Here is a 21,767-nt window from a genome sequence, read left to right on the forward strand (position 1 = left end):
TTCTATATGATATGTTTTGTCTCTACACTCGAGCTTTCATAGGTGGTTGGTCTTATTTTTACTCAAAATAAAAAGCCTTCTACATGTAGAATGTAAAAGGCTTTTGAGGAATTTTATGATTGCACGTTTAATTTTCTTTTTAATGTAAATCCTGTACCCATGAAAATCATGGCGAACATAATACTTAGACAAATACCCAGCACGTTTTTTTCTGCAAGAGATACCCCAATAAACGCCATACTGACAACTGCAAGTAATGCACATAATAATAGAAGCCATTTGATTTGTTTCATTTGTCTCCATCCCTTTTTTTAGAGTTAATATAAGTTTACAGAAAAACGATCGGCATTTAAAGGGGATTGTGATATAATATGAAAGTTATCTAATTATTTTAGGAGATGAAAATGTGAAACTTCGAAAAGATCTTCGCAACATCGCAATTATTGCCCACGTTGACCATGGTAAAACGACGCTTGTTGACCAATTGCTCCATCAAGCTGGTACTTTCCGTGCGAATGAAAATATCGCTGAGAGAGCCATGGATTCAAATGATTTAGAGCGAGAGCGCGGTATTACGATTTTAGCTAAAAATACTGCGATCCATTATAAAGATACACGCATTAATATTTTAGATACACCAGGACACGCCGATTTCGGTGGTGAAGTTGAGCGTATCATGAAAATGGTAGATGGTGTACTTCTCGTTGTGGATGCTTATGAAGGCTGTATGCCTCAAACACGCTTTGTGCTGAAAAAAGCACTTGAGCAAAACTTAACACCAATCGTTGTTGTCAACAAAATTGACCGCGACTTTGCTCGTCCGGCTGAAGTAGTCGATGAAGTAATTGACTTGTTCATTGAATTGGATGCAACAGAAGAACAGCTTGAATTCCCAGTTGTCTATGCATCAGCAATCAATGGTACAGCAAGTAACGATGCGAGCAAGCAAGATGAAAACATGGAATCTTTGTTTGAAGCCATTGTGAACCATATCCCTTGCCCAGTTGATAACCATGAAGAGCCGCTTCAATTCCAAGTGGCACTACTTGATTACAATGATTATGTTGGAAGAATCGGGATCGGCCGTGTATTCAGAGGAACAATGCAAGTAGGACAGCAAGTGGCCTTAATGAAAGTTGACGGCAGTGTGAAACAATTCCGTGTGACAAAGATTTTTGGTTTCCAAGGGTTAAAACGAGTGGAAATCAACGAAGCGAAAGCAGGAGATCTTGTTGCTGTATCGGGAATGGAAGACATCAACGTAGGTGAAACGGTTTGTCCGGTAGAACACCAAGAGGCCCTGCCAATCCTTCGTATTGATGAGCCGACACTTCAAATGACGTTTGTTGTAAACAACAGCCCATTTGCAGGCCGTGAAGGAAAATACGTGACATCACGTAAAATTGAAGAGCGCTTAGAGCAGCAGCTTCAAACAGACGTCAGTCTTCGTGTGGATCCAACTGATTCACCTGATGCTTGGGTTGTATCTGGACGCGGAGAGCTTCACTTATCCATTCTTATTGAGAATATGAGACGTGAAGGATTTGAATTACAAGTATCGAAGCCAGAAGTTATTGTAAAAGAAGTTGATGGTGTTCGATGTGAGCCTGTTGAACGCGTTCAAATTGATGTACCAGAAGAGCACACTGGCTCTATCATGGAATCAATGGGCGCAAGAAAAGGTGAAATGATTGACATGATCAATAATGGTAACGGTCAAGTTCGCCTGATCTTTACAGTGCCATCACGTGGTTTAATCGGATATACAACTGAATTTCTTTCATTAACTCGTGGTTTTGGTATTTTAAACCATACGTTTGACAGCTATCAGCCAATGCAGTCTGGCCAAGTTGGCGGACGCCGTCAAGGTGTACTTGTTTCAATGGAAACAGGTAAAGCGACTGCTTACGGAATCCAAGGCGTTGAAGAGCGCGGTGTGATCTTCGTTGAGCCGGGTACTGAAGTATACCAAGGAATGATTGTTGGTGAGCATAACCGTGAGAACGATCTTGTTGTCAACGTGAGCCGTATGAAACAACAAACAAACGTACGTTCAGCGACGAAAGATCAAACGGTGAGCATGAAGAAACCACGTATTATGTCACTTGAGGAATCTCTTGAGTACTTGAATGAAGACGAATACTGTGAGGTTACACCTGAATCAATTCGTTTAAGAAAGAAAATTTTAGATAAAAACGAACGTGAGAAAGCAGCGAAGAAGAAAAAGCTAGCAGGATTATCGTAATTCCATGAAGAATTAAAAAGATAGAACCCTGAAAGATAAGGGGAGGGAATCTTTTTGAATGATCAGGAAGTAAGTGAAAATCTATCCTTTTTCGCGATGCTGTTTCGTGTCGATGAAAATCCGCAAACAGGGATGTGGCTCCTATATGGTACCATCCTTGTTTTAGCGATTATTGTTTTTAAGCTCGGCTTTGCTAGACGTTTACCGATTTTAAAAGCACTCGTGATTTACTTGTTTTTGATTTTTGGCTGCACGTTTCTCACATTTCTAGGAATCTTTCTGCCAGTAGCGGAAGGCCTAGTCGTGGCAGCTGCCATTTTGATTATTTATAAAATACGGCTGCATCGTGCAAAAAAAGAAGGAAGAGTGAATACGTAAAAAAAGACCTGAACATGTGTCAGGTCTTTTTTATGTCTTTTGTTCTTTTTTTCCTTTTTTCTTCTTTTTCTCTTTCGTCGCAGGATCTTGATAAAGAGAGAATCTGCCAGTTTTGATGCGTGCTTCTGTCTTTACTTTAATGCGTTCCTGACAGTCATCGCACATATATGTATGAATCGGTCGATTTCTTAACCGCTTAGCAACGAGTGTATCATCATCAATGGTTTCAAGCTTCTCACATAATGAGCACTTCACTCTCATCATTTTCACCTCACTTATTGCATTTATTATAGCATGTTTTCTAAGCACTTGAAATCAGCGTAGAAAAAGGCTTATATCACAGGAGATATAAGCCGTTCTCTTTATTTCTTCTGATTCATATGATGGTTTGATTGATCATTTTGATGTTTGTCTAACTGCTTTTGATCGTTTTGTTTGAGCTGATCATTTGGCTCATTCGTCGGGTCTTTTTCGTGACGATCGATTTCATTTCTCGGCATCTCTGGCATCACGCGGCCGACAATGGCAGCTAGTTCATCCATAATACCACTTACAGGACGGCCTGCTTGTATTTCTTTGCCCATTTCTTTTAACCGGCTGACTGTATCCGGATCAGCGACTACAACAGCATTCGCACCTTCTGGGTCATTTTTCAGCGCTTTTGCAACTGAATATTTAATGGTTTCTACTTTGCTTCTATCTAAATCATCTTTTACATCAATACCAACAACAGCATAGCGGCCGATGACGATCGCCGTTGCATCATTGACATCTGCTACGTTCTCTGTCACTTTGACAAGATGCTGCGCAACATCTGTGGATGACCGGGCTTGATTGGTCTTTTTCTTTGTTGAGTCTGACACCCGTACTACGTGCTGGCGTCCATCTTGCTTGTCCAGTGCTTCTGGCTTTTCCTGCTGCTGGCAAGCGCCCAACAGAATGATGGCTTGAATCATGAATAATGTCATAAATAGTCGCATCTATATTCCCTCCTTCACAAACTGCATGATTTATTTTATTGTTGAATTAACCTTCTAACTTTATTCATGAAAACATATATTTTAACAATCGTTTTGGGAAAGACAAGGATGAATGAAACCCCGATCAGGAGGCGAAGGACCTGAGTAAAATTTATGTATTAGACACAAATGTGTTATTACAGGATCCGAATTCAATCTTTTCATTTGAAGACAACGAGGTCGTCATACCAGCCGTTGTGTTAGAAGAAGTAGACTCGAAAAAGAGATATATGGACGAGGTTGGGCAAAATGCCCGGCGTGTCTCACGCTTAATCGACGGTTTAAGATCGAAAGGGAAACTGCATGAAAAAATTACACTAGAATCAAAAGGGACGCTGCGCATTGAACTGAATCACCGCTCCTTCCATGAGCTTCAAGAAATTTTTATTGAAAAAACGAACGATAATCGGATTTTGGCAGTCGCGAAAAATTTGAGCTTAGAGGAAGAAACAAAACCTCATGGCCGGCCTGTCATTTTGGTCAGCAAGGATGTCTTAGTGCGGGTAAAGGCGGATGCTATAGGGCTTCAAGCAGAAGACTTCTTAAGTGACCGTGTTCTGCAAAATGAAGACATCGATAATGGCTATCATGAGCTCTACATTCCGACTGAGCAATTGAATACATTTTATAAGCAAAATCAATTACCAATAAAAGAGGTCACAAGTGCACCATTCAACCCTCATCAATTTGTCATCATGAAGGGAAATGAAGGCGGTTCTGCTTTAGGAATGCTTGATCTAAAGGCAGAGCATGTGAAACGTCTCGTTTATGATCAAGAGTATATTTGGGGAATCCGTCCAAAAAATGTCCAGCAGACGATGGCACTCGAGCTGCTTTTGCGCCGTGACATTCCGCTCGTGACGCTGATCGGAAAAGCGGGGACTGGTAAAACATTGCTTGCACTTGCTGCCGGATTAATGCAGACAGAGGACCTCGGTATGTTTAAAAAATTGATCGTGGCGCGCTCAATCGTACCTGTTGGGAAAGACTTAGGCTACTTGCCAGGAGAAAAGGAAGAAAAGCTCAGACCATGGATGCAGCCGATCTATGACAACCTAGAGTTTTTATTTAATACAAAAAAGCCTGGTGAGCTTGATGCGATTTTGGCGGGAATTGGATCTATTCAAGTCGAAGCATTAACGTATATCCGGGGAAGAAGTATACCTGATCAATTTATTATCATTGATGAGGCGCAGAATTTAACAAAGCACGAGGTGAAAACATTATTAACGCGAGTCGGAGAAGGAAGTAAAATTGTGCTGATGGGAGATCCAGAGCAGATTGATCATCCTTATTTAGACAGCTTAAATAATGGGCTTACGTATGTGATCGAGCGGTTCAAAGGACAGCAAATCTCTGGACATGTCAAGCTTGTCAAAGGAGAAAGGTCTGGACTTGCACAGCTTGCCGCTGATTTGCTATAGTCCAGACCCTCTGACTTATGTAATCATCAGCTCTTTGACACCTTTTATCGGCTGAGTGAGGTTGGACTGATCCGCGAAATAGACGTGGATTGGTCCTTCTTCTGTGATTGGCTTACCATTTTGGCTGAAATGAGCAATACTCTCCATTGCCTGAGAAAGCGGCACAGCAATTGTACCTGTTTCTGTGACAAATTCGCATGTATCCGCATGTTCAAGCGGCTCAGCATTTTTTAGCATATCGCCAAGCTTCATCCCGAAGCTGCCTGTGACGAGTCTTTCCTTTTCGTACTTCTTCTCTGTTTTTAACGTGGGTGGAAGTGTTTGACCTTCTCTTATGACCCGCTCTTGGTCAAGCTCCTGATCTAGCTGATTCTCTTCACTTTCTGCACTTTTTTCAAAGAATGAATCCATTAAAAATTTACGGTCATCAAAAATCCATACACTTGGATCAATGGTGATCTTGTACTGTACGTTCCCCTTGATTTGAATGATGCTCATGTTCAAGACAACCCCTTTCCAACATAAATTATAAAAGTTTTCCCCCGCTTTGTCACTTTCATAAACATGCGTCTCCTTGTACACACTAATCTTACATGAAAGATAGGGAGGATATTAGGCATGGCATGTCGCGACAATGAAGAGCTTCAGCGATTTGTAGAAGAAGCAAAAAAAGTGGCCAAAGATGGTCAAGTAGCATCCTATATTCCCGCACTCGGCAAAGCGGATCAGACGGATTTATCTGTGGCTGTGTATCATGTGAGTAATACGTGCCACTCGGCAGGAGATGTAGATAAACGGTTTACTCTTCAAAGCATTTCAAAAGTATTAGCACTTGCGCTCGTGCTCTCAGAAGAAGGACCAAAAAAAGTATTTCAATTTGTTGGACAAGAACCAACAGGTGACCCGTTTAATTCGATGATCAAACTGGAAACAGCGAGCCCGAATAAACCGCTGAATCCAATGATTAATGCAGGGGCGCTCGCAGTCACGAGTTTAATCAGAGGAGCGACTCCGCAAGATCAGCTGAGCCGTTTGCTTGGCTTCATTAGAGAGCTGGCAAATGACAAAAGCATTACATACTGCAAAGAAACAGCTGCCTCCGAATTTGAGACATCCATGATTAACCGGGCGATGTGCTATTATATGAAGCAATATCATATTATTAGAGGGAACGTAGAAGAAGTCATGGACGTCTATACGAAACAATGTGCCATCATGATGAACAGCTTGGATTTGGCGAAAATTGCTTGTGTTTTTTCATTAGACGGCAGACATCCAGAGACGGGTAAGCAGATTCTTTCGAAAGATGTCGCTAGAATTTGTAAAACCTTTATGGTGACGTGCGGCATGTACAATGCGAGCGGAGAATTTGCCATTAACATCGGAATTCCTGCAAAAAGTGGTGTCTCAGGCGGTATTATGGGGGCGGCACCATATGATTTTGGGATCGGTATCTTCGGTCCTGCTCTGGATGAAAAAGGGAATAGTATTGCTGGGATTAAGCTGCTTGAGCTGATGAGTGAAAAATACGAGATGAGTATCTTTTAATGAAGGAAGGCTTCTTTTTATTTTTACAAAGCGAACTGTACAAATCTGCTTGCAATTTTGGGCGTTTCGCTTTATGATAAATAGAAGAATTAGGTACTCGCCTGGGGAACGGAGGGATACTTTTGGCGTCAGAAATTTTAGTCGATCATCGGCAAAAAGCACTGGCTTTATTAAAATTGGATGCAGATAAAATTTTAAAATTGATCCAAGTGCAAATGGACAACTTAACGATGCCGCAATGTCCTCTTTATGAAGAGGTTTTAGATACTCAAATGTTCGGATTATCGAGAGAAATTGATTTTGCTGTCCGGCTTGGATTAGTTGATCAACATGAAGGTAAGAAACTACTCGATAAACTTGAGAGAGAGCTTTCCGCACTTCATGATGCGTTCACAAAAAAATAATGATTGAAAACTCAAACTTCCACAACATAAGTTTGAGTTTTTTTGTCCTCTATTTTCTTTTCATTGATTGATGTCAAACGGACTTGATTCTTTCATGAATGACGAACAATATAAAAGAGGTAAAACGAGATCAAACGGAGAAAATGTAGTAGAATAAAAACAGCTAAGAGGATATCAAGCAGTAGAAACAGACGTTAGGAAGAGGATTATATGTTAAAGAGAATGCTAAAATCGTATGACTACTCATTATTGTTCGCCATTATCTTAATTAGCGCATTCGGTTTGGTCATGGTGTATAGCTCAAGTATGATTACATCTGTGATCAGATACGATGCCGCACCAGATAATTTTTTTAAGAAACAGCTTTTATTTATGATCGTTGGAGCGGTCATCTTGTTCTTTACAGCACTAGTTCCATATCAGCTGTTTTCAAATAAGAAATTCCAGATCGGTATGCTGCTGCTATCAGTGTTTTCACTCATCTATGTGTACTTTGGCGGTCATATTGCAGGGAACGCAAGAAGCTGGATCAAAATAGGCCCATTTAGTCTTCAGCCAGCGGAATTTGTGAAGATTGTCGTCATTATCTATCTTGCTGCTGTGTATGCAAAAAAGCAGCATTATATTGATCATATTTTAAGAGGAGTCACACCTCCCATCGTGATTGTCTCGATCTTATGCGGATTTATCATTTTGCAGCCAGACTATGGGACAGCCTTTATCATTGGCATGATTGCTCTCGCGATGATTTTATGCTCAGGGTTTAGCGGGAAAACACTTGCGAAGCTGCTGGCGCTATTTAGTGCCGTGATGGTCGTCGTGACCCCATTTATTATTCTTTTTTGGGATAAAATTTTCACGCAAAATCGTCTCGGGCGTTTTGAGAGTTTCCAAGATCCATTTAAAGATGCAGGGGCGACTGGACATCAATTGATTAATTCCTATTACGCTATTGGATCAGGCGGCTTTTTTGGACTGGGTCTAGGAGAAAGCGTTCAAAAGTACGGATATCTTCCAGAGCCGCATACAGATTTTATCATGGCGATCATTTCAGAAGAGCTTGGCTTTTTCGGTGTATTTTTTGTTCTCGCTCTCCTTGGCTTCATCGTTGTGAAAGGTTTTTATATTGCAAGAAAGTGTGAAGATCCATTTGGAAGTTTGCTTGCAATAGGAATTTCCTCCATGATTGCGATCCAAACATGCATTAATTTAGGCGGTGTTTCAGGTCTGATTCCGATTACAGGGGTCACACTTCCATTTATCAGCTACGGGGGATCGTCCATCATTTTACTTAGCGGCTGTATGGGAATATTGCTGAATATCAGCATGTTTACTGAATATAAAGAGCGTTACAAAAAGAAAAAATCAATGAGCAAGCCATCAGTTCAAAAAAATGGATTGCAGAAAACTTTGAATCTTTAGAAAACAAAAGTGTACAGTTTTCATTTCTTCCTTTATTATAGAGTACATATAAAATTTTAAGGGATATGGAGGAGTGAGAAATGTCACAGAGAACAATTCAAAAGGTTCTAGTTGCAAACAGAGGGGAAATTGCTATCAGAGTCTTCAGGGCCTGTACGGAGCTCAATTTACGTACAGTGGCCATTTATTCCAAAGAAGACTCGGGCTCTTATCATCGCTATAAAGCAGATGAAGCATATCTAGTTGGAGAAGGGAAAAAACCGATTGATGCCTACCTTGATATCGAGGGGATCATCGAAATTGCAAAACGAAATGACGTGGATGCGATCCATCCAGGTTACGGATTTTTATCTGAAAATATTCATTTTGCAAGACGATGCGAAGAGGAAGGCATTCAATTTATCGGTCCAACTTCTCAGCATTTAGATATGTTTGGAGATAAAGTAAAGGCAAGAGATGAAGCGAAAAAAGCTGGAATTCCAGTCATTCCAGGAAGTGACGGACCAGTTGATTCGGTCAAAGAAGTCGAAAAATTCGGTGAAGAATACGGTTACCCGTTTATTATTAAAGCTTCACTAGGCGGCGGCGGCCGAGGTATGCGGATTGTCAGAACGAAAGAGGAGCTGAAGGAAGCCTATGACCGTGCGAAGTCAGAGGCAAAAGCTGCTTTTGGAAATGACGAAGTATACGTTGAAAAACTGATTGAAAATCCGAAACATATTGAGGTGCAGGTGATTGGTGACAATCACGGCAATATCATTCATTTATATGAGCGTGACTGCTCTGTTCAAAGGCGGCATCAAAAGGTCATTGAAGTGGCGCCAAGTGTGTCTCTTACAGATCAACTGCGTGAAGATATTTGCGAAGCGGCTGTTCAGTTGGCCCAGAATGTATCGTATATTAATGCAGGGACTGTAGAATTCCTTGTCGCAAATGGAGAGTTTTACTTTATTGAAGTCAATCCAAGGGTACAGGTAGAACACACGATCACTGAAATGATCACAGGTGTCGATATCGTCCAAACCCAAATTCTTGTCGCAAAGGGTCATGACCTTCACAGCAAGGAAGTCGGTATACCAAAGCAAGAAGATATTTTTACACATGGCTTTGCCATTCAATCAAGGGTCACAACAGAAGATCCTTTAAATGATTTTATGCCAGACACAGGAAAAATTATGGCCTACCGTTCAGGTGGGGGATTTGGTGTACGACTTGATACAGGGAACAGCTTTCAAGGTGCAGTCATTACACCTTATTACGATTCACTATTGGTCAAGCTGTCCACATGGGCGCTCACATTTGACCAAGCGGCTGCTAAAATGGTCCGAAATTTACAGGAATTCAGGATTCGCGGGATTAAAACAAACATTCCGTTTCTTGAAAACGTGGCAAAGCATGAGAAGTTTCTAAAAGGGGAATACGATACGTCGTTTATCGATTCAACGCCAGAGCTATTTAATTTCCCTAAGCAAAAAGACCGTGGAACGAAGATGCTGACTTATATTGGTAACGTGACCATTAATGGATTCCCTGGTATAGCGGAGAAAAAGAAGCCTCATTTTGACAAGCCAATTGTACCGAAGCTTCCTCTACATCAAGAGATTCCGTCTGGGACAAAACAATTGTTAGACACACATGGACCTGAGGGCCTTGCCAATTGGGTGAAAGAACAAAATAGCGTCCTTTTAACAGATACAACCTTTAGGGATGCGCATCAGTCTCTGCTTGCGACACGCTTCAGAACACATGATTTAAAGAAAGTTGCCCAGCCAACAGCAGGTTTATGGCCAGAGCTGTTTAGTATGGAAATGTGGGGCGGTGCTACATTTGATGTTGCGTACCGTTTCTTAAAAGAAGATCCTTGGGAACGATTAAAAGAGCTTCGCCAAGAAGTGCCAAACACGTTGTTCCAAATGCTTTTAAGATCATCAAACGCTGTCGGATATACAAACTATGCGGATAATGTGATTAAAGCATTTGTAAAGGAGTCGGCCGAAGCAGGCATTGACGTCTTCCGTATTTTCGATAGCTTAAACTGGGTCAAAGGCATGACGCTTGCCATTGATTCTGTTCGTGAATCAGGCAAAGTGGCAGAGGCAGCCATTTGTTATACGGGGGACATTCTTGATCCATCTCGTCCGAAATATGATCTTGAGTATTATGTATCTCTTGCCAAAGAGCTTGAATCTGCCGGTGCACATATTTTAGGTATTAAAGATATGGCGGGATTATTAAAGCCGCAGGCAGCTTATGAGTTAGTCTCTGCTTTAAAAGATGAGCTCACGATCCCTATCCATCTTCATACACATGATACGAGTGGAAATGGACTGTTCACCTATGCAAGAGCGATTGATGCAGGCGTTGATATTGTGGATGTGGCCGTCAGCTCTATGGCAGGACTCACATCGCAGCCAAGTGCAAGCTCACTGTATTATGCTTTAGATGGACATGAAAGAAAGCCAGACATGAACGTCCAATCTGTCGAACACCTTTCTCAATACTGGGATTCTGTCAGAAAATACTATCGTGAGTTCGAAAGCGGCATGAACTCACCTCATACAGAAATTTATGAGCATGAAATGCCTGGCGGTCAGTATAGTAACTTGCAGCAGCAGGCGAAAGGTGTTGGCCTTGGCGACCGCTGGAACGAAGTAAAAGAAATGTACAGACGTGTGAATGACATGTTTGGTGATATTGTGAAGGTCACACCTTCCTCTAAAGTAGTTGGAGACATGGCACTTTATATGGTGCAAAATGATTTAACAGAGGAAGATGTCTATGAAAAAGGAGCAACATTAGACTTCCCGGATTCTGTTGTGGAATTATTTAAAGGCTATTTAGGCCAGCCGCATGGCGGATTCCCTGAAAAATTACAAAAGCTGATTTTAAAAGGAGAAGAACCGCTCACTGTCAGACCTGGTGAGAAGCTGAAGCCAGTGGACTTTGAAGACATTAAGCAGCAGTTCAAAGAATCTCATGACCTGACGCTGACAGAGCAAGACGCGATTGCGTATGCCTTATATCCAAAAGTCTTTTCTGAATTTGTCCAAACAGCAGAAAGCTATGGGGACATCTCTGTTCTTGACACTCCAACGTTCTTCTATGGGATGAGGCTTGGTGAAGAGATTGAGGTAGAAATCGAAAAAGGAAAAACCCTGATTGTCAAACTCGTGTCGATTGGAGAACCGAATCCAGATGCCACAAGAGTTCTTTACTTTGAGTTAAATGGCCAGCCGCGTGAAGTGGTGATTAAGGATGAAAGCATCAAATCCTCCGTTCAAGAAAAAATGAAGGCGGACCGTTCAAATCCAAATCACATTGCCGCATCAATGCCAGGCACTGTCATCAAAGTGCTCGTGGAAAAAGGACAGAAAATCTCGCAAGGTGAGCATTTGATGATCAATGAAGCCATGAAAATGGAAACGACTGTACAAGCGCCATTCACTGCGGTCGTAGATGAAATACATGTGACAAATGGAGAACCGATTCAAACCGGTGATCTGCTGATTGTGTTAAAGCCTGAATAATAAGTGAGACACATCCATCGTGATGTGTCTTTTTTTGAGCGCATTAAAATGTGCAGCAGCCTGCGAGAGTGATTACACTATAGAGTGAGGTGAAGAAAGTTGGAAATTGTCGTGATTTGGTTTCGCCGAGATATGCGATTGGATGATCATATCGCCTTATCAAAAGCGATCACATATGCAAAAAAACACGAGTACAAATTATTGGCTCTTTATCATCTAGATCCATTTTTTACTGAAATGGAACTGGATATAAACAACGAACATTTCTTTCAAAACTTGGCGCATTTCGTCAAGGAAGCGAGAGAATCTCAAATTTATGTTCACCTTCTCCATGATGATGTCCTGCGCGCCTTTCAGCAGGTCATGGATGTGTATGACATCAAAGCCGTCTTTTTTAATGAAGATGAAGTGGGTATCGGCCAAAGGCGTGACCAGCAAGTAACCGATTTTTTAGAAAAGAAGGCCATTCATGTGTCAACGTGGCAAGATACACATCTTCACGGGGCACGAGATATTTTAAAAGCAGATGGCTCACATTATCAAGTGTTTACCCCATACTATCAATCATGGCGGAAGCAAGAGAAGCAGCCTGTGATAAAAGTTGACAAATCATTTTTCAGCAGCGAGCATACGATTTGTGATGAGTCACTTTCGCAAAAAGGAAATGACAAACTGTGTGACATGATAAAGGGCTGCTCAAGGAAGTTTGAACAAATCGGCTCTGACAAAGCGATGAACACGCTGCATCACTTTATCCAAAAAAGATTAACGCGTTACCATGAGAAACGAGATATTCCGTCTCTTTTTGGAACGAGCAAGCTGTCGCGTTTCTTAAAAACAGGCACTATTTCCATCCGAACGATTTTTCATGCGATGTATGAAGAAGCGCTATTTGAAGACGAGGGCAGAGAGACCTTTATCAAAGAGCTGGCATGGCGCGATTTTTACCATATGATTTATGCGCATTATCCAGAGATGAAAGAAAAAGAAATCAATTCGGCGTTTCAAGGAATGAAATGGAATGAAGATGAGGCGCTGTTTGAAGCTTGGTGTAAAGGGGAAACAGGCTTTCCGCTCGTTGATGCAGGGATGAGACAGTTAAATGAGGAGGGCTGGATGCATAATCGCTTGCGAATGGTCACAGCCTCATTTTTAACAAAGGATTATTTGATTGATTGGAGAAAGGGCGAAGCGTATTTTGCAAAAAAACTTGTGGATTATGATGAGGCGTCAAATATCGGAGGATTTCAGTGGGCTGCCTCTGTCGGGACAGATGCCGTGCCGTACTTCCGTATTTTTAACCCAACGACCCAGTCGAAGCGATTTGATCCGAGCGGGGAATATATTAGAAGATATGTACCAGAGCTAGAGCATGTCGATGAAAAGTGGATACATGAACCAATTAAAATGCCATTAGATGAACAACTGAAATCGGAATGTGTGCTAGGTGATACATACCCGCTGCCGACAGTTGATCATCAGGAAAGACGCAAAAAAGCCATTTCGCTATTTGAAGAAGCAAAACAACAATAAAACAAATCCCCCATTCCGCATGAAAGGGGGATACAAATTCTTATTTGAATGGTTCTTTGCTTTCATATTTAAACCGGGCAATGAGTAAGCAGAAGTAACAAAGTATCCCAAACAAACCGGAAATAAAGAATGAATGAGCCAGCGCGTAACCAAGTGCAAGCTGAGAATAAACAGACATCACACCTGAAATGGCTTGAAGTGTAATCAGAATGGCTGAAATAATCCATCCATAATACAGCTGCTTCTGTTCTTTATAATATTTCATGGCATGGAACATCGCAACAAATATCCAGACGAATAAAAGAAGTGCTGCTGCTCGGTGAGACATTTGCACCCACTGATTAAAGTACGCTGGAAGTGCACCGTCTTTTGAACAAAACGGGAAGACAGAACAAGCAAGGCTTGACTTTGTATGCCTCACATAAGCACCCGTATACACCACGATATACGTATAGGTGATCAAACCATAAATATGGAACTGCATTTTTTTGCCGATATGAAGCGGCTTCACAAGCTTTGTTTCAGATCTGGTTGCTTCAAATACAAGAAGCGCAAGCAGTAACACTGAAGCAAAAGAAATGAGTGAAATACCGAAGTGCAGTGCCATCACAAGGGCGTTAGAACCAAATACGACGGCAAGAGCCCCTAACAGCGCTTGCAGCAGTAAGAATATAATCGACATGATGACCAAAAATTTGGTTTCACGGAATACTGGACTAATCTTTTTCCAGCATAAGACCGCCAGTGCCAGAACAAGAATGGTGGAAACCCCTGTTGACATGCGGTGACTCCATTCGATAATGGAAGCAGGGTTCATTTCAGGGAAGAAACGTCCGTGGCAAAGGGGCCACTGCCGGCCGCAGCCAAGACCCGAGCCGGTTTTCGTCACAAGCGCACCGCCAATCAAAACGATCAGCATCACAAACGTTGTGATCACGCTCAATAACCTTAAAGCAAATTTCATCAAATTATTTCACCTTCTCTAAAAAACTTCTGATCTAAATGAAAAACCTCATATGCTCTCAAGTTTAAGCCAAATGCGTGTTCTGTTGCAATTCATAATGACCAAAGTTCACAAAAAAATGATATGTTAGTTCACAAAGTTTACAGATTTAGAGTGCTTGATCTTTCTTTGACAGTCTGATAGAAATAGAGGAGAGAATATTTCATTTTGCACCGCCTTCTGAAACACACATAAATCCTTATAAATTCACGAAAAGTTCACAAATAACTTCAAGATTGTCGTTTATTATTTAATAGGATGTTTTTTTACAGCTGTTTATCTTGTATGATAGAGTTGTAACGAATTTACGTTTCATTTGTTCGTTTGAAGGTTTGGGCAAGGGAGGTTATACACATTGGCAAATTCCAAAACAGCCGCGGAAGCAGCTATTCATGGACAAATAGAAGAAACAACAGCTTGGAAAGATTTTCTTGCTCTGATTAAAATGGGCATCGTTAATTCCAACTTCATTACAACATTTACTGGAATGTGGCTTGCTTTTTATTTTACAGGTATGAGTTTCCTTGGGAATCTTGATATTGTGCTGTTAACAATGATTGGTTCTTCTCTTATTATTGCCGGTTCATGCGCCATTAATAATGCGTTTGACCGTGATATTGATATATTAATGGAAAGAACAAAAACAAGACCGACGGTTACAGGTAAGATTCAGCCGGGGCAAGCGTATGCATTTGGTATTTTGCTTGTTGTACTTGGACTCATCATGCTTCTGATGACAACCATAACATCAGCAGTGATTGGATTTATCGGAGTCTTTACTTATGCAGTTCTTTACACCATGTGGTCTAAACGTCATTACACCATCAATACCGTTATTGGAAGTGTATCTGGTGCGGTGCCGCCATTAATCGGCTGGACAGCTGTCACAGGTACAATTGACACAACGGCTTGGGTTTTGTTTATGATTATGTTCATTTGGCAAATCCCTCACTTCCTGTCACTTGCGATTAAGAAAACGGAAGATTACCGTAAGGCAGGTATTCCAATGCTGCCAGTCGTTTATGGCTTTGAAGTCACGAAACGCCAAATTATCATTTGGACAGCATGTCTTCTTCCACTTCCATTTTTCTTAGGTGGATTAGGATGGCCGATTGTCGCACTTGGCACATTGCTGAATATTGGATGGCTCGTCATTGGCCTTATGGGCTTTAAAATGAAAGACGTCATGAAGTGGTCAACGCTCATGTTCGTTTATTCATTAAACTACTTAACCATCTTTTTCGTCGCGATGATTATCATTACACTATTCTAGAGTAAAATACACTTTGATCACTTCAAAACAATGGCTATATCTTATAACACAACATTTTCTAACAACTATGAAAGCCGCCTGATATTCAGTTCTATTTAGGCGGCTTTCTGTTTATACATAGATGGTATTTTGAGTAAAAACATCATTTTTTTATGAAAAGAGGAAATGTAAGTGCTTTTATAAGAGGCGGGGGTTATGAATGGGTGAAAAGTGATTTTATAAATAAGAGGTAAAAAGCGAAAGGCAAAGGAGATCAAGCAAAAGGGGTTGGGACAAATTATGATAAGAAAATGGCGTGTTTATTCACTGTTTCTCTTACTGACGCTCGTTTTGGCGGGCTGTGGTGAACCATACTTATCAACACTCAAACCAGTTGGGGAAGTAGCAGATAAACAGTTTTTCCTAACGGTACTGAGTACACTCATTATGGTTCTTGTCGTCATTGTTGTATCGATCATTTTCTTTTACGTCATCATTAAATTCAAACGTTCTAAAGTGGGAGAAGATACGATTCCAAAGCAGGTGGAAGGGAACCGTAACCTAGAAATTACGTGGACAGCGATTCCGATTCTTCTCCTCATTATTCTCGTTGTGCCTGTTGTGGCATACACGCTTGAGCTTGGGGATACAAGCGCTATGGATAAGAAAAAACGAGATCCTGAAAAGACACTTGTTGTCAATGTAAGAGCCAGTTTATATTGGTGGGAATTCGAATACCCTGATTATGGGATTGTCACAAGTCAGGAATTGATTGTACCGACAGATCAAAAGGTGTACTTTAAGCTGAAAGCATCCGATGTGAAACACTCTTTCTGGGTTCCATCGGCTGGCGGTAAAATTGATACAAACACAGAAAATGAAAACAAGTTTTATTTAACCTTTGATTCAAAACGAACGAAAGATGCAGGAGAATATTTCTACGGGAAATGTGCAGAGCTTTGCGGTCCCTCGCATGCTTTAATGGACTTTAAAGTTAAAACGCTTTCTCAAGATGAGTTTTTAGGATGGACGAAAAAAATGGCTGATTACAAGAAGCCTACATCCACAAAAGATCTCGCTCTTGAAGGTGAAAAATTATTTAAAGAGAAAAACTGCTTGAGCTGTCATGCAGTAGAGCCTGGTGACGAACGGCCGGAAGCGGCAAGGACGGCACCAAACCTTGCGACCTTCGGAGACCGAACGAAAGTAGCTGGAATCAAAGATATGAACAAAGAAAATGTGAAAGCATGGCTGAAAGATCCAGAGAGCTTTAAACCAGGGAATAAAATGACAGGGACGTACCCTAAATTAAATGACTCAGAAGCAGATGCACTTTATGAGTATTTAAAAGGACTTAAAATCGAGTAATTTCTAATGCGAATGTGCAAGAGGGTATGTGATCGATGTGAAGTTTTTGTTAAGAGCTCCCGAATATGTCTCTACAACCGAGAGTAGCCATCTGTCAGACACAGTCTGTGTAAAGTTAAGATAGACATCTATATGAAAAGGGGCAAATGGGAGATAAGAGGGGGATTTCATGGTGAGTACAATAGCTAAAAAGCGGGGGTTTGGCGCTGTCTTATGGGATTACTTGACGACGGTTGACCACAAAAAAATTGCCGTACTATATTTAGTGGCAGGGGGATTTTTCTTTTTAATTGGCGGCCTGGAAGCGATGATTATCCGTATTCAGCTAGCCATCCCTGAAAATGATTTTGTAAGTGCAGGGTTTTACAATGAAGTCATGACGATGCATGGAACAACGATGATTTTCCTTGCAGCAATGCCGCTTTTATTTGCATTAATGAATGCGGTTGTACCCATTCAAATTGGTGCACGTGACGTAGCGTTTCCGTTTGTGAATTCACTTGGTTTTTGGCTGTTCTTTTTCGGAGGAATTTTCTTAAACCTTGGATGGTTTATGGGTGGATCACCTGATGCAGGCTGGACTGCATACGCCTCGCTCACGCTTAATTCAGAAGGGCACGGCATGGATTTCTATATTTTAGGTTTGCAGATAGCGGGTATTGGTACGCTGATTGCCGGGATCAACTTTCTTGCAACGATTATTAATATGAGAACGCCTGGTATGACGTATATGAGAATGCCGCTCTTTACATGGACGACATTTGTCGCCTCAGCACTGATTTTATTCGCATTCCCGCCACTTACAGCAGGGCTTGCGATGCTGATGCTTGATAGAATGTTTGATACGAGCTTTTTCAATCCAGAGCTCGGCGGAAATACAATCATCTGGGAGCATTTGTTCTGGATTTTCGGACACCCAGAAGTATATATCTTAATCCTGCCAGCATTCGGAATATTCTCTGAAATCATTCCAGTGTTTGCAAGAAAAAGGTTGTTTGGCTATTCGTCCATGGTGTTCGCTACTGTATTGATTGGTTTCCTTGGATTCATGGTATGGGCGCATCACATGTTCACAACAGGACTTGGTCCGATTGCCAATGCGATCTTTGCTGTAGCCACAATGGCGATTGCGGTGCCTACAGGAATTAAAGTATTCAACTGGCTGCTCACCATATGGGGCGGTAATGTGAAGTTTACAACGCCGATGCTGTATTCCGTTGCCTTTATACCGTCGTTTTTACTTGGCGGGGTAACCGGAGTCATGCTTGCAGCAGCTGCAGCAGATTATCAGTTCCATGATACGTACTTTGTCGTGGCGCATTTCCACTACGTCATTATTGGCGGGGTCGTATTCGGTATTTTAGCTGGTGTGCATTACTGGTGGCCGAAGATGTTTGGAAAAATACTGAATGAGAAGCTTGGGAAAATTGGCTTTGTGCTGTTTTTCATCGGTTTCCATTTAACCTTCTTTATCCAGCATTTTCTCGGGCTTTGGGGCATGCCGCGCCGAGTCTTTACATTCCTGCCAGGTCAGGGGCTAGACCTTGGGAACTTGATCAGTACGATTGGGGCACTGTTTATGTTTGTAGCTGTTGTCATCATGCTGATTAACATCATCTGGACTACAGCAAAAGGAGAGCGTGTATCGAGCGATCCTTGGGGAGACGGAAGAACGCTTGAATGGGCAGTGTCTTCACCTCCGCCAGAATACAACTTTAAACAGCTTCCGCTTGTCAGAGGACTAGATCCTTTATGGATTGAAAAAATGGATGGTAAAACAGGAATGACAGCATCTGAACCGCTTGATGATATTCACATGCCGAATAATTCCATCTTACCTGTCATTATCTCATTCGGTCTATTTGTTTCAGCGTTTGGCTTCATGTATCGTCAAGAGCACAGCTGGGGACTTCCAGTGATTTTCATTGGTCTTGGCATTACATTTGCCACCATGCTGGTTCGCTCTCTTAAAGATGATCATGGGTACCATATTCACAAAGAAGATTTGACCGATGACGATGATAAAGGGGTGAAAGCATAATGGAACCACAAAAAATGACAGCAGAAACCTTTCCGGCTTCTCCTGAGAAAGCCACGTTAGAAGGAAAGAATAAGTTCGTCGGGTTCTGGTTGTTTCTTGGGGGAGAAACCGTTCTGTTTGCATCGCTCTTTGCCACGTATTTGGCGCTGAAAAACTCTAATGCAGGCGGAGCAAAAACAACTGATATGTTTGATCTCACACTTGTCTTTATTGCCACGATGCTTCTGCTGACGAGCAGTTTAACGAGTGTGTATGCAATGTATCATATGAAAAACTTTGCCTTTAAAAAGATGCAGCTTTGGCTTGGCGTGACTGTGCTATTAGGTGCTTCATTTCTAGGGGTTGAAATTTATGAGTTCTATCATTATGTGCATGCGTATGAATTTACAATTACCAGCTCAGCTCTTGGTTCTTCCTTCTATACACTTGTCGGAACTCACGGGGCTCACGTCGCCTTCGGACTTTGCTGGATTACCGCTCTTATGATTCGAAATATGAGACGCGGACTCGATTTATACAATGCGCCGAAATATTATGTGGCAAGTCTGTATTGGCACTTCATTGATGTTGTGTGGGTCTTCATCTTTACCGTTGTATATTTAATGGGAATGGTGGGATAAGAATGGGAAATAAAAACACAAATCAGTCTAAAGTCGATCTTGTATACCGTAAAAAGAAAAATGCCGAAGAAATGAAGCATCAGCTCATTTCTTTCGGCTTGATGATTGGATTAACCTTTGTTGCCTTTTTAACAATCGCTTCTGAAGACGTTGGGAACTGGTTCGCAGTACCATTTATTTTATTGCTTGCAGTTATTCAGGTGGCTTTTCAGCTTTATTATTTTATGCACATGAACCAAAAAGGGCATGAAACACCCGCATTGTTTCTTTACTCAGGTGTGTTTGTCGCGTTTATTACCGTATTAGCCTTTTTGACCATTATTTGGTGGTAAGCCCGCTTTGCCCTTGAAGGAGGCGCAGCAATGGAGAACTTAGAAATATTCGGATTTCGGGCATTATGGAGCCCTTACTATTTGACTAGTATTGTCATAGCAGCTGCTCTTTATCTGCTTCTTGTGACAAAGGGAAAGCACCGTGCGACGGTGAAAGAGAAAACGTTGTTTCTGACGGGGCTTGTCCTGTTATACGCCGTGAAAGGAAGCCCAATTGATTTAATGGGGCATATTATGTTTAGTGCACATATGGCGCAAATGGCGGTGCTCTATTTAGTCATTCCGCCTCTCCTTATTACAGGATTACCTGCGGCCATTTGGGAGCGGATCATACAAACACCAGGCATTCAGCAAATTTTTCGTTTGTTTTCCAAGCCTTTAATTGCATTGCTTGGATTTAACGGCTTGTTTTCGATGTATCACATTCCGCTTGTGTTTGATTTTGTGAAAACAGATCCGTTTTATCATGCGTTGATGACGGTGGTCATTTTTATCGCTGCCTTTTTCATGTGGTGGCCGCTCGTTCATAAAGTCCAAAGTCAGCCGCAGATTACAGGCATTTTAAAGCTTGGTTATATCATGGCAGACGGAATATTGATGACTCCTGCGTGTGCTCTCATCATGTTTAGTGAGGCACCGATCTATGCAACCTATTCTGATGCTGGCGCTTGGATACAGGCACTGCACTTATGCGTGCCAAGTGATATGCTGGCAGGCCTTGCGCTCACAGGTCCTGAAATGTTCCATACCTTGCCGCTGCTAGAGGACCAGCAGCTAGGCGCGATTTTGATGAAAATTATTCAGGAGATTGTGTACGGCTCGATCCTTGCTGTTGTGTTCTTTGACTGGGCAAGAAAAGAAAGAGCGAAAGATGCCGTACCAGATGCGCTGATTCCGAAATATGAATGAAAAAAGCACAGCCGTATGGCTGTGCTCAGATTGTTGACAAAGGGCTAAAATGATCTTGATTTAGCCCTTTGTCTTCTTTTCATTTTCAGCGTGATAGAAAACCTTTGAAGTCTAGGAAGGACGAGCACTGGCGCGGAGCGAATTTGACATTCGTGAGCACCAGCGCACAGGACTGACAAAGAATGCAAGGGTTTGTCTACACGCTGAAGCACAGCCATATGGCTGTGCTTTCGTTTATGCTTCAGCAGTCATTGCTTCTAGTTTATCTTTCAGCTGTTCAAGCGTTTTCTTGCTTGATTGGATGAGAGATTTAGGGAAATCTTCGCCTTCGCCGTATTCAACACCGTGCGGATAATAATGTTTTCCAAGTAAAGGTGTTAGAAGCTGTATGTGTGCTCTTTTGGAACCAACATCTCCTTCGGTGGCGTAGCCGGAAATCCGTAAATAAAAGGTTCCCTCTACCATGTTATACTTTCTGTCGTACGTCACACGCTCATAATCCCATTGATCGGCTCGTACAAATCCTTCACTTTCCATGATGAAATCTAATTTATTTAAGTCAGCTGCCACCTTTTCAATCCCCGTACCTTCAAACTTCACCCAAAACCCCTCCTTATAAAAATTCCCTTTACTGACAATCATAGTATGAAAGCGTTAAACTTTCAACTGTGAAAGGTATGTTCTTTTATAACCTGGTTACAGTAATAAAGAAAATAACAGATGGAGGAATCGATGTGAAAAC

At 41.7% G+C, this 21,767-nt stretch carries 20 protein-coding genes; 14 read left to right on the top strand and 6 right to left on the bottom strand.

All coding sequences use genetic code 11. From position 1 onward, the window contains the following. Nucleotides 1-113 precede the first annotated feature (113 nt). Entirely contained in the window at nt 114-293 is a 180-nt protein-coding gene (locus tag GKC25_RS06770) for a DUF5325 family protein (protein WP_034662648.1), read from the bottom strand. A 113-nt stretch (nt 294-406) separates the two neighbouring features. On the opposite strand from GKC25_RS06770, the gene typA reads away from it, so the two are divergent. Next, on the top strand, nt 407-2,245 hold the full coding sequence (gene typA / locus GKC25_RS06775; protein ID WP_034662645.1) for a translational GTPase TypA: 1,839 nt from the start codon (nt 407-409) through the stop codon (nt 2,243-2,245). Between the two features lie 96 nt (nt 2,246-2,341). Next, nucleotides 2,342-2,623, top strand: coding sequence for a YlaH-like family protein (locus GKC25_RS06780; RefSeq protein WP_045210084.1), 282 nt, complete (start codon nt 2,342-2,344; stop codon nt 2,621-2,623). Nucleotides 2,624-2,653: 30 nt separating this feature from the next. On the opposite strand, the gene GKC25_RS06785 is transcribed toward GKC25_RS06780, so the two are convergent. Further along, nucleotides 2,654-2,884, bottom strand: a complete 231-nt coding sequence (locus GKC25_RS06785) for a YlaI family protein (RefSeq protein WP_012009835.1) — start codon at nt 2,882-2,884, stop codon at nt 2,654-2,656. A 101-nt stretch (nt 2,885-2,985) separates the two neighbouring features. Continuing rightward, the gene (locus tag GKC25_RS06790; protein ID WP_034662638.1) at nt 2,986-3,603 is read right to left on the bottom strand and encodes a YhcN/YlaJ family sporulation lipoprotein; all 618 of its coding nucleotides are present in this window, start codon (nt 3,601-3,603) and stop codon (nt 2,986-2,988) included. 140 nt (nt 3,604-3,743) lie between these two features. On the opposite strand from GKC25_RS06790, the gene GKC25_RS06795 reads away from it, so the two are divergent. Next, the gene (locus tag GKC25_RS06795; protein ID WP_034662635.1) at nt 3,744-5,066 is read left to right on the top strand and encodes a PhoH family protein; all 1,323 of its coding nucleotides are present in this window, start codon (nt 3,744-3,746) and stop codon (nt 5,064-5,066) included. A gap of 15 nt (nt 5,067-5,081) precedes the next feature. Here GKC25_RS06795 and GKC25_RS06800 read toward each other — a convergent pair whose 3' ends face one another. Then, a complete protein-coding gene (locus tag GKC25_RS06800; RefSeq protein ID WP_034662633.1) occupies nt 5,082-5,564 on the bottom strand; it encodes a hypothetical protein in 483 nt (160 codons plus the stop codon). A gap of 120 nt (nt 5,565-5,684) precedes the next feature. Between GKC25_RS06800 and glsA the strand changes: the two genes are divergently transcribed. The 5 genes from glsA (at nt 5,685) to GKC25_RS06825 (ending at nt 13,500) form a co-directional block, all read left to right on the top strand. Continuing rightward, entirely contained in the window at nt 5,685-6,614 is a 930-nt protein-coding gene (gene glsA / locus GKC25_RS06805) for a glutaminase A (RefSeq protein WP_034662630.1), read from the top strand. Nucleotides 6,615-6,736: 122 nt separating this feature from the next. Beyond that, nucleotides 6,737-7,018 carry a YlaN family protein gene (locus tag GKC25_RS06810; protein ID WP_003212509.1) on the top strand — a complete coding sequence of 94 codons (282 nt, stop codon included), beginning with the start codon at nt 6,737-6,739 and terminating at the stop codon, nt 7,016-7,018. A gap of 210 nt (nt 7,019-7,228) precedes the next feature. Beyond that, the gene (gene ftsW / locus GKC25_RS06815) at nt 7,229-8,440 is read left to right on the top strand and encodes a putative lipid II flippase FtsW (RefSeq protein ID WP_034662626.1); all 1,212 of its coding nucleotides are present in this window, start codon (nt 7,229-7,231) and stop codon (nt 8,438-8,440) included. 80 nt (nt 8,441-8,520) lie between these two features. Then, entirely contained in the window at nt 8,521-11,967 is a 3,447-nt protein-coding gene (pyc, locus tag GKC25_RS06820; RefSeq protein ID WP_095285105.1) for a pyruvate carboxylase, read from the top strand. Between the two features lie 99 nt (nt 11,968-12,066). Continuing rightward, nucleotides 12,067-13,500, top strand: a complete 1,434-nt coding sequence (locus GKC25_RS06825) for a cryptochrome/photolyase family protein (protein WP_187704483.1) — start codon at nt 12,067-12,069, stop codon at nt 13,498-13,500. 40 nt (nt 13,501-13,540) lie between these two features. On the opposite strand, the gene GKC25_RS06830 is transcribed toward GKC25_RS06825, so the two are convergent. Continuing rightward, the gene (locus tag GKC25_RS06830; protein ID WP_034663864.1) at nt 13,541-14,464 is read right to left on the bottom strand and encodes a COX15/CtaA family protein; all 924 of its coding nucleotides are present in this window, start codon (nt 14,462-14,464) and stop codon (nt 13,541-13,543) included. Between the two features lie 394 nt (nt 14,465-14,858). Between GKC25_RS06830 and cyoE the strand changes: the two genes are divergently transcribed. The 6 genes from cyoE to ctaG all read left to right on the top strand — a co-directional run bounded on the left by cyoE (nt 14,859) and on the right by ctaG (nt 21,025). Continuing rightward, nucleotides 14,859-15,776, top strand: a complete 918-nt coding sequence (cyoE, locus tag GKC25_RS06835; RefSeq protein ID WP_003211774.1) for a heme o synthase — start codon at nt 14,859-14,861, stop codon at nt 15,774-15,776. A 279-nt stretch (nt 15,777-16,055) separates the two neighbouring features. Then, nucleotides 16,056-17,123, top strand: a complete 1,068-nt coding sequence (gene coxB, locus GKC25_RS06840; RefSeq protein WP_034662616.1) for a cytochrome c oxidase subunit II — start codon at nt 16,056-16,058, stop codon at nt 17,121-17,123. 169 nt (nt 17,124-17,292) lie between these two features. Next, nucleotides 17,293-19,164 (top strand): cytochrome c oxidase subunit I, encoded by a 1,872-nt coding sequence (gene ctaD / locus GKC25_RS06845; RefSeq protein ID WP_034662613.1) that lies wholly within the window; start codon nt 17,293-17,295, stop codon nt 19,162-19,164. Next, a complete protein-coding gene (gene ctaE, locus GKC25_RS06850; protein WP_034662610.1) occupies nt 19,164-19,784 on the top strand; it encodes a cytochrome c oxidase subunit III in 621 nt (206 codons plus the stop codon). The genes ctaD and ctaE overlap by 1 nt, the downstream gene beginning before the upstream one ends. Before the next feature lie 2 nt (nt 19,785-19,786). Next, complete coding sequence (gene ctaF / locus GKC25_RS06855) at nt 19,787-20,116, top strand: cytochrome c oxidase subunit IVB (protein ID WP_003211520.1); 330 nt, start codon at nt 19,787-19,789, stop codon at nt 20,114-20,116. 30 nt (nt 20,117-20,146) lie between these two features. Beyond that, complete coding sequence (gene ctaG / locus GKC25_RS06860; protein WP_060596178.1) at nt 20,147-21,025, top strand: cytochrome c oxidase assembly factor CtaG; 879 nt, start codon at nt 20,147-20,149, stop codon at nt 21,023-21,025. A 234-nt stretch (nt 21,026-21,259) separates the two neighbouring features. Here the strand turns inward: ctaG and GKC25_RS06865 are convergent, their stop codons facing one another. Further along, the gene (locus tag GKC25_RS06865) at nt 21,260-21,625 is read right to left on the bottom strand and encodes a YugN family protein (protein ID WP_060596179.1); all 366 of its coding nucleotides are present in this window, start codon (nt 21,623-21,625) and stop codon (nt 21,260-21,262) included. Nucleotides 21,626-21,767: the final 142 nt, after the last annotated feature.

The organism is Bacillus pumilus, from assembly GCF_038738535.1.
GTDB lineage: Bacteria > Bacillota > Bacilli > Bacillales > Bacillaceae > Bacillus.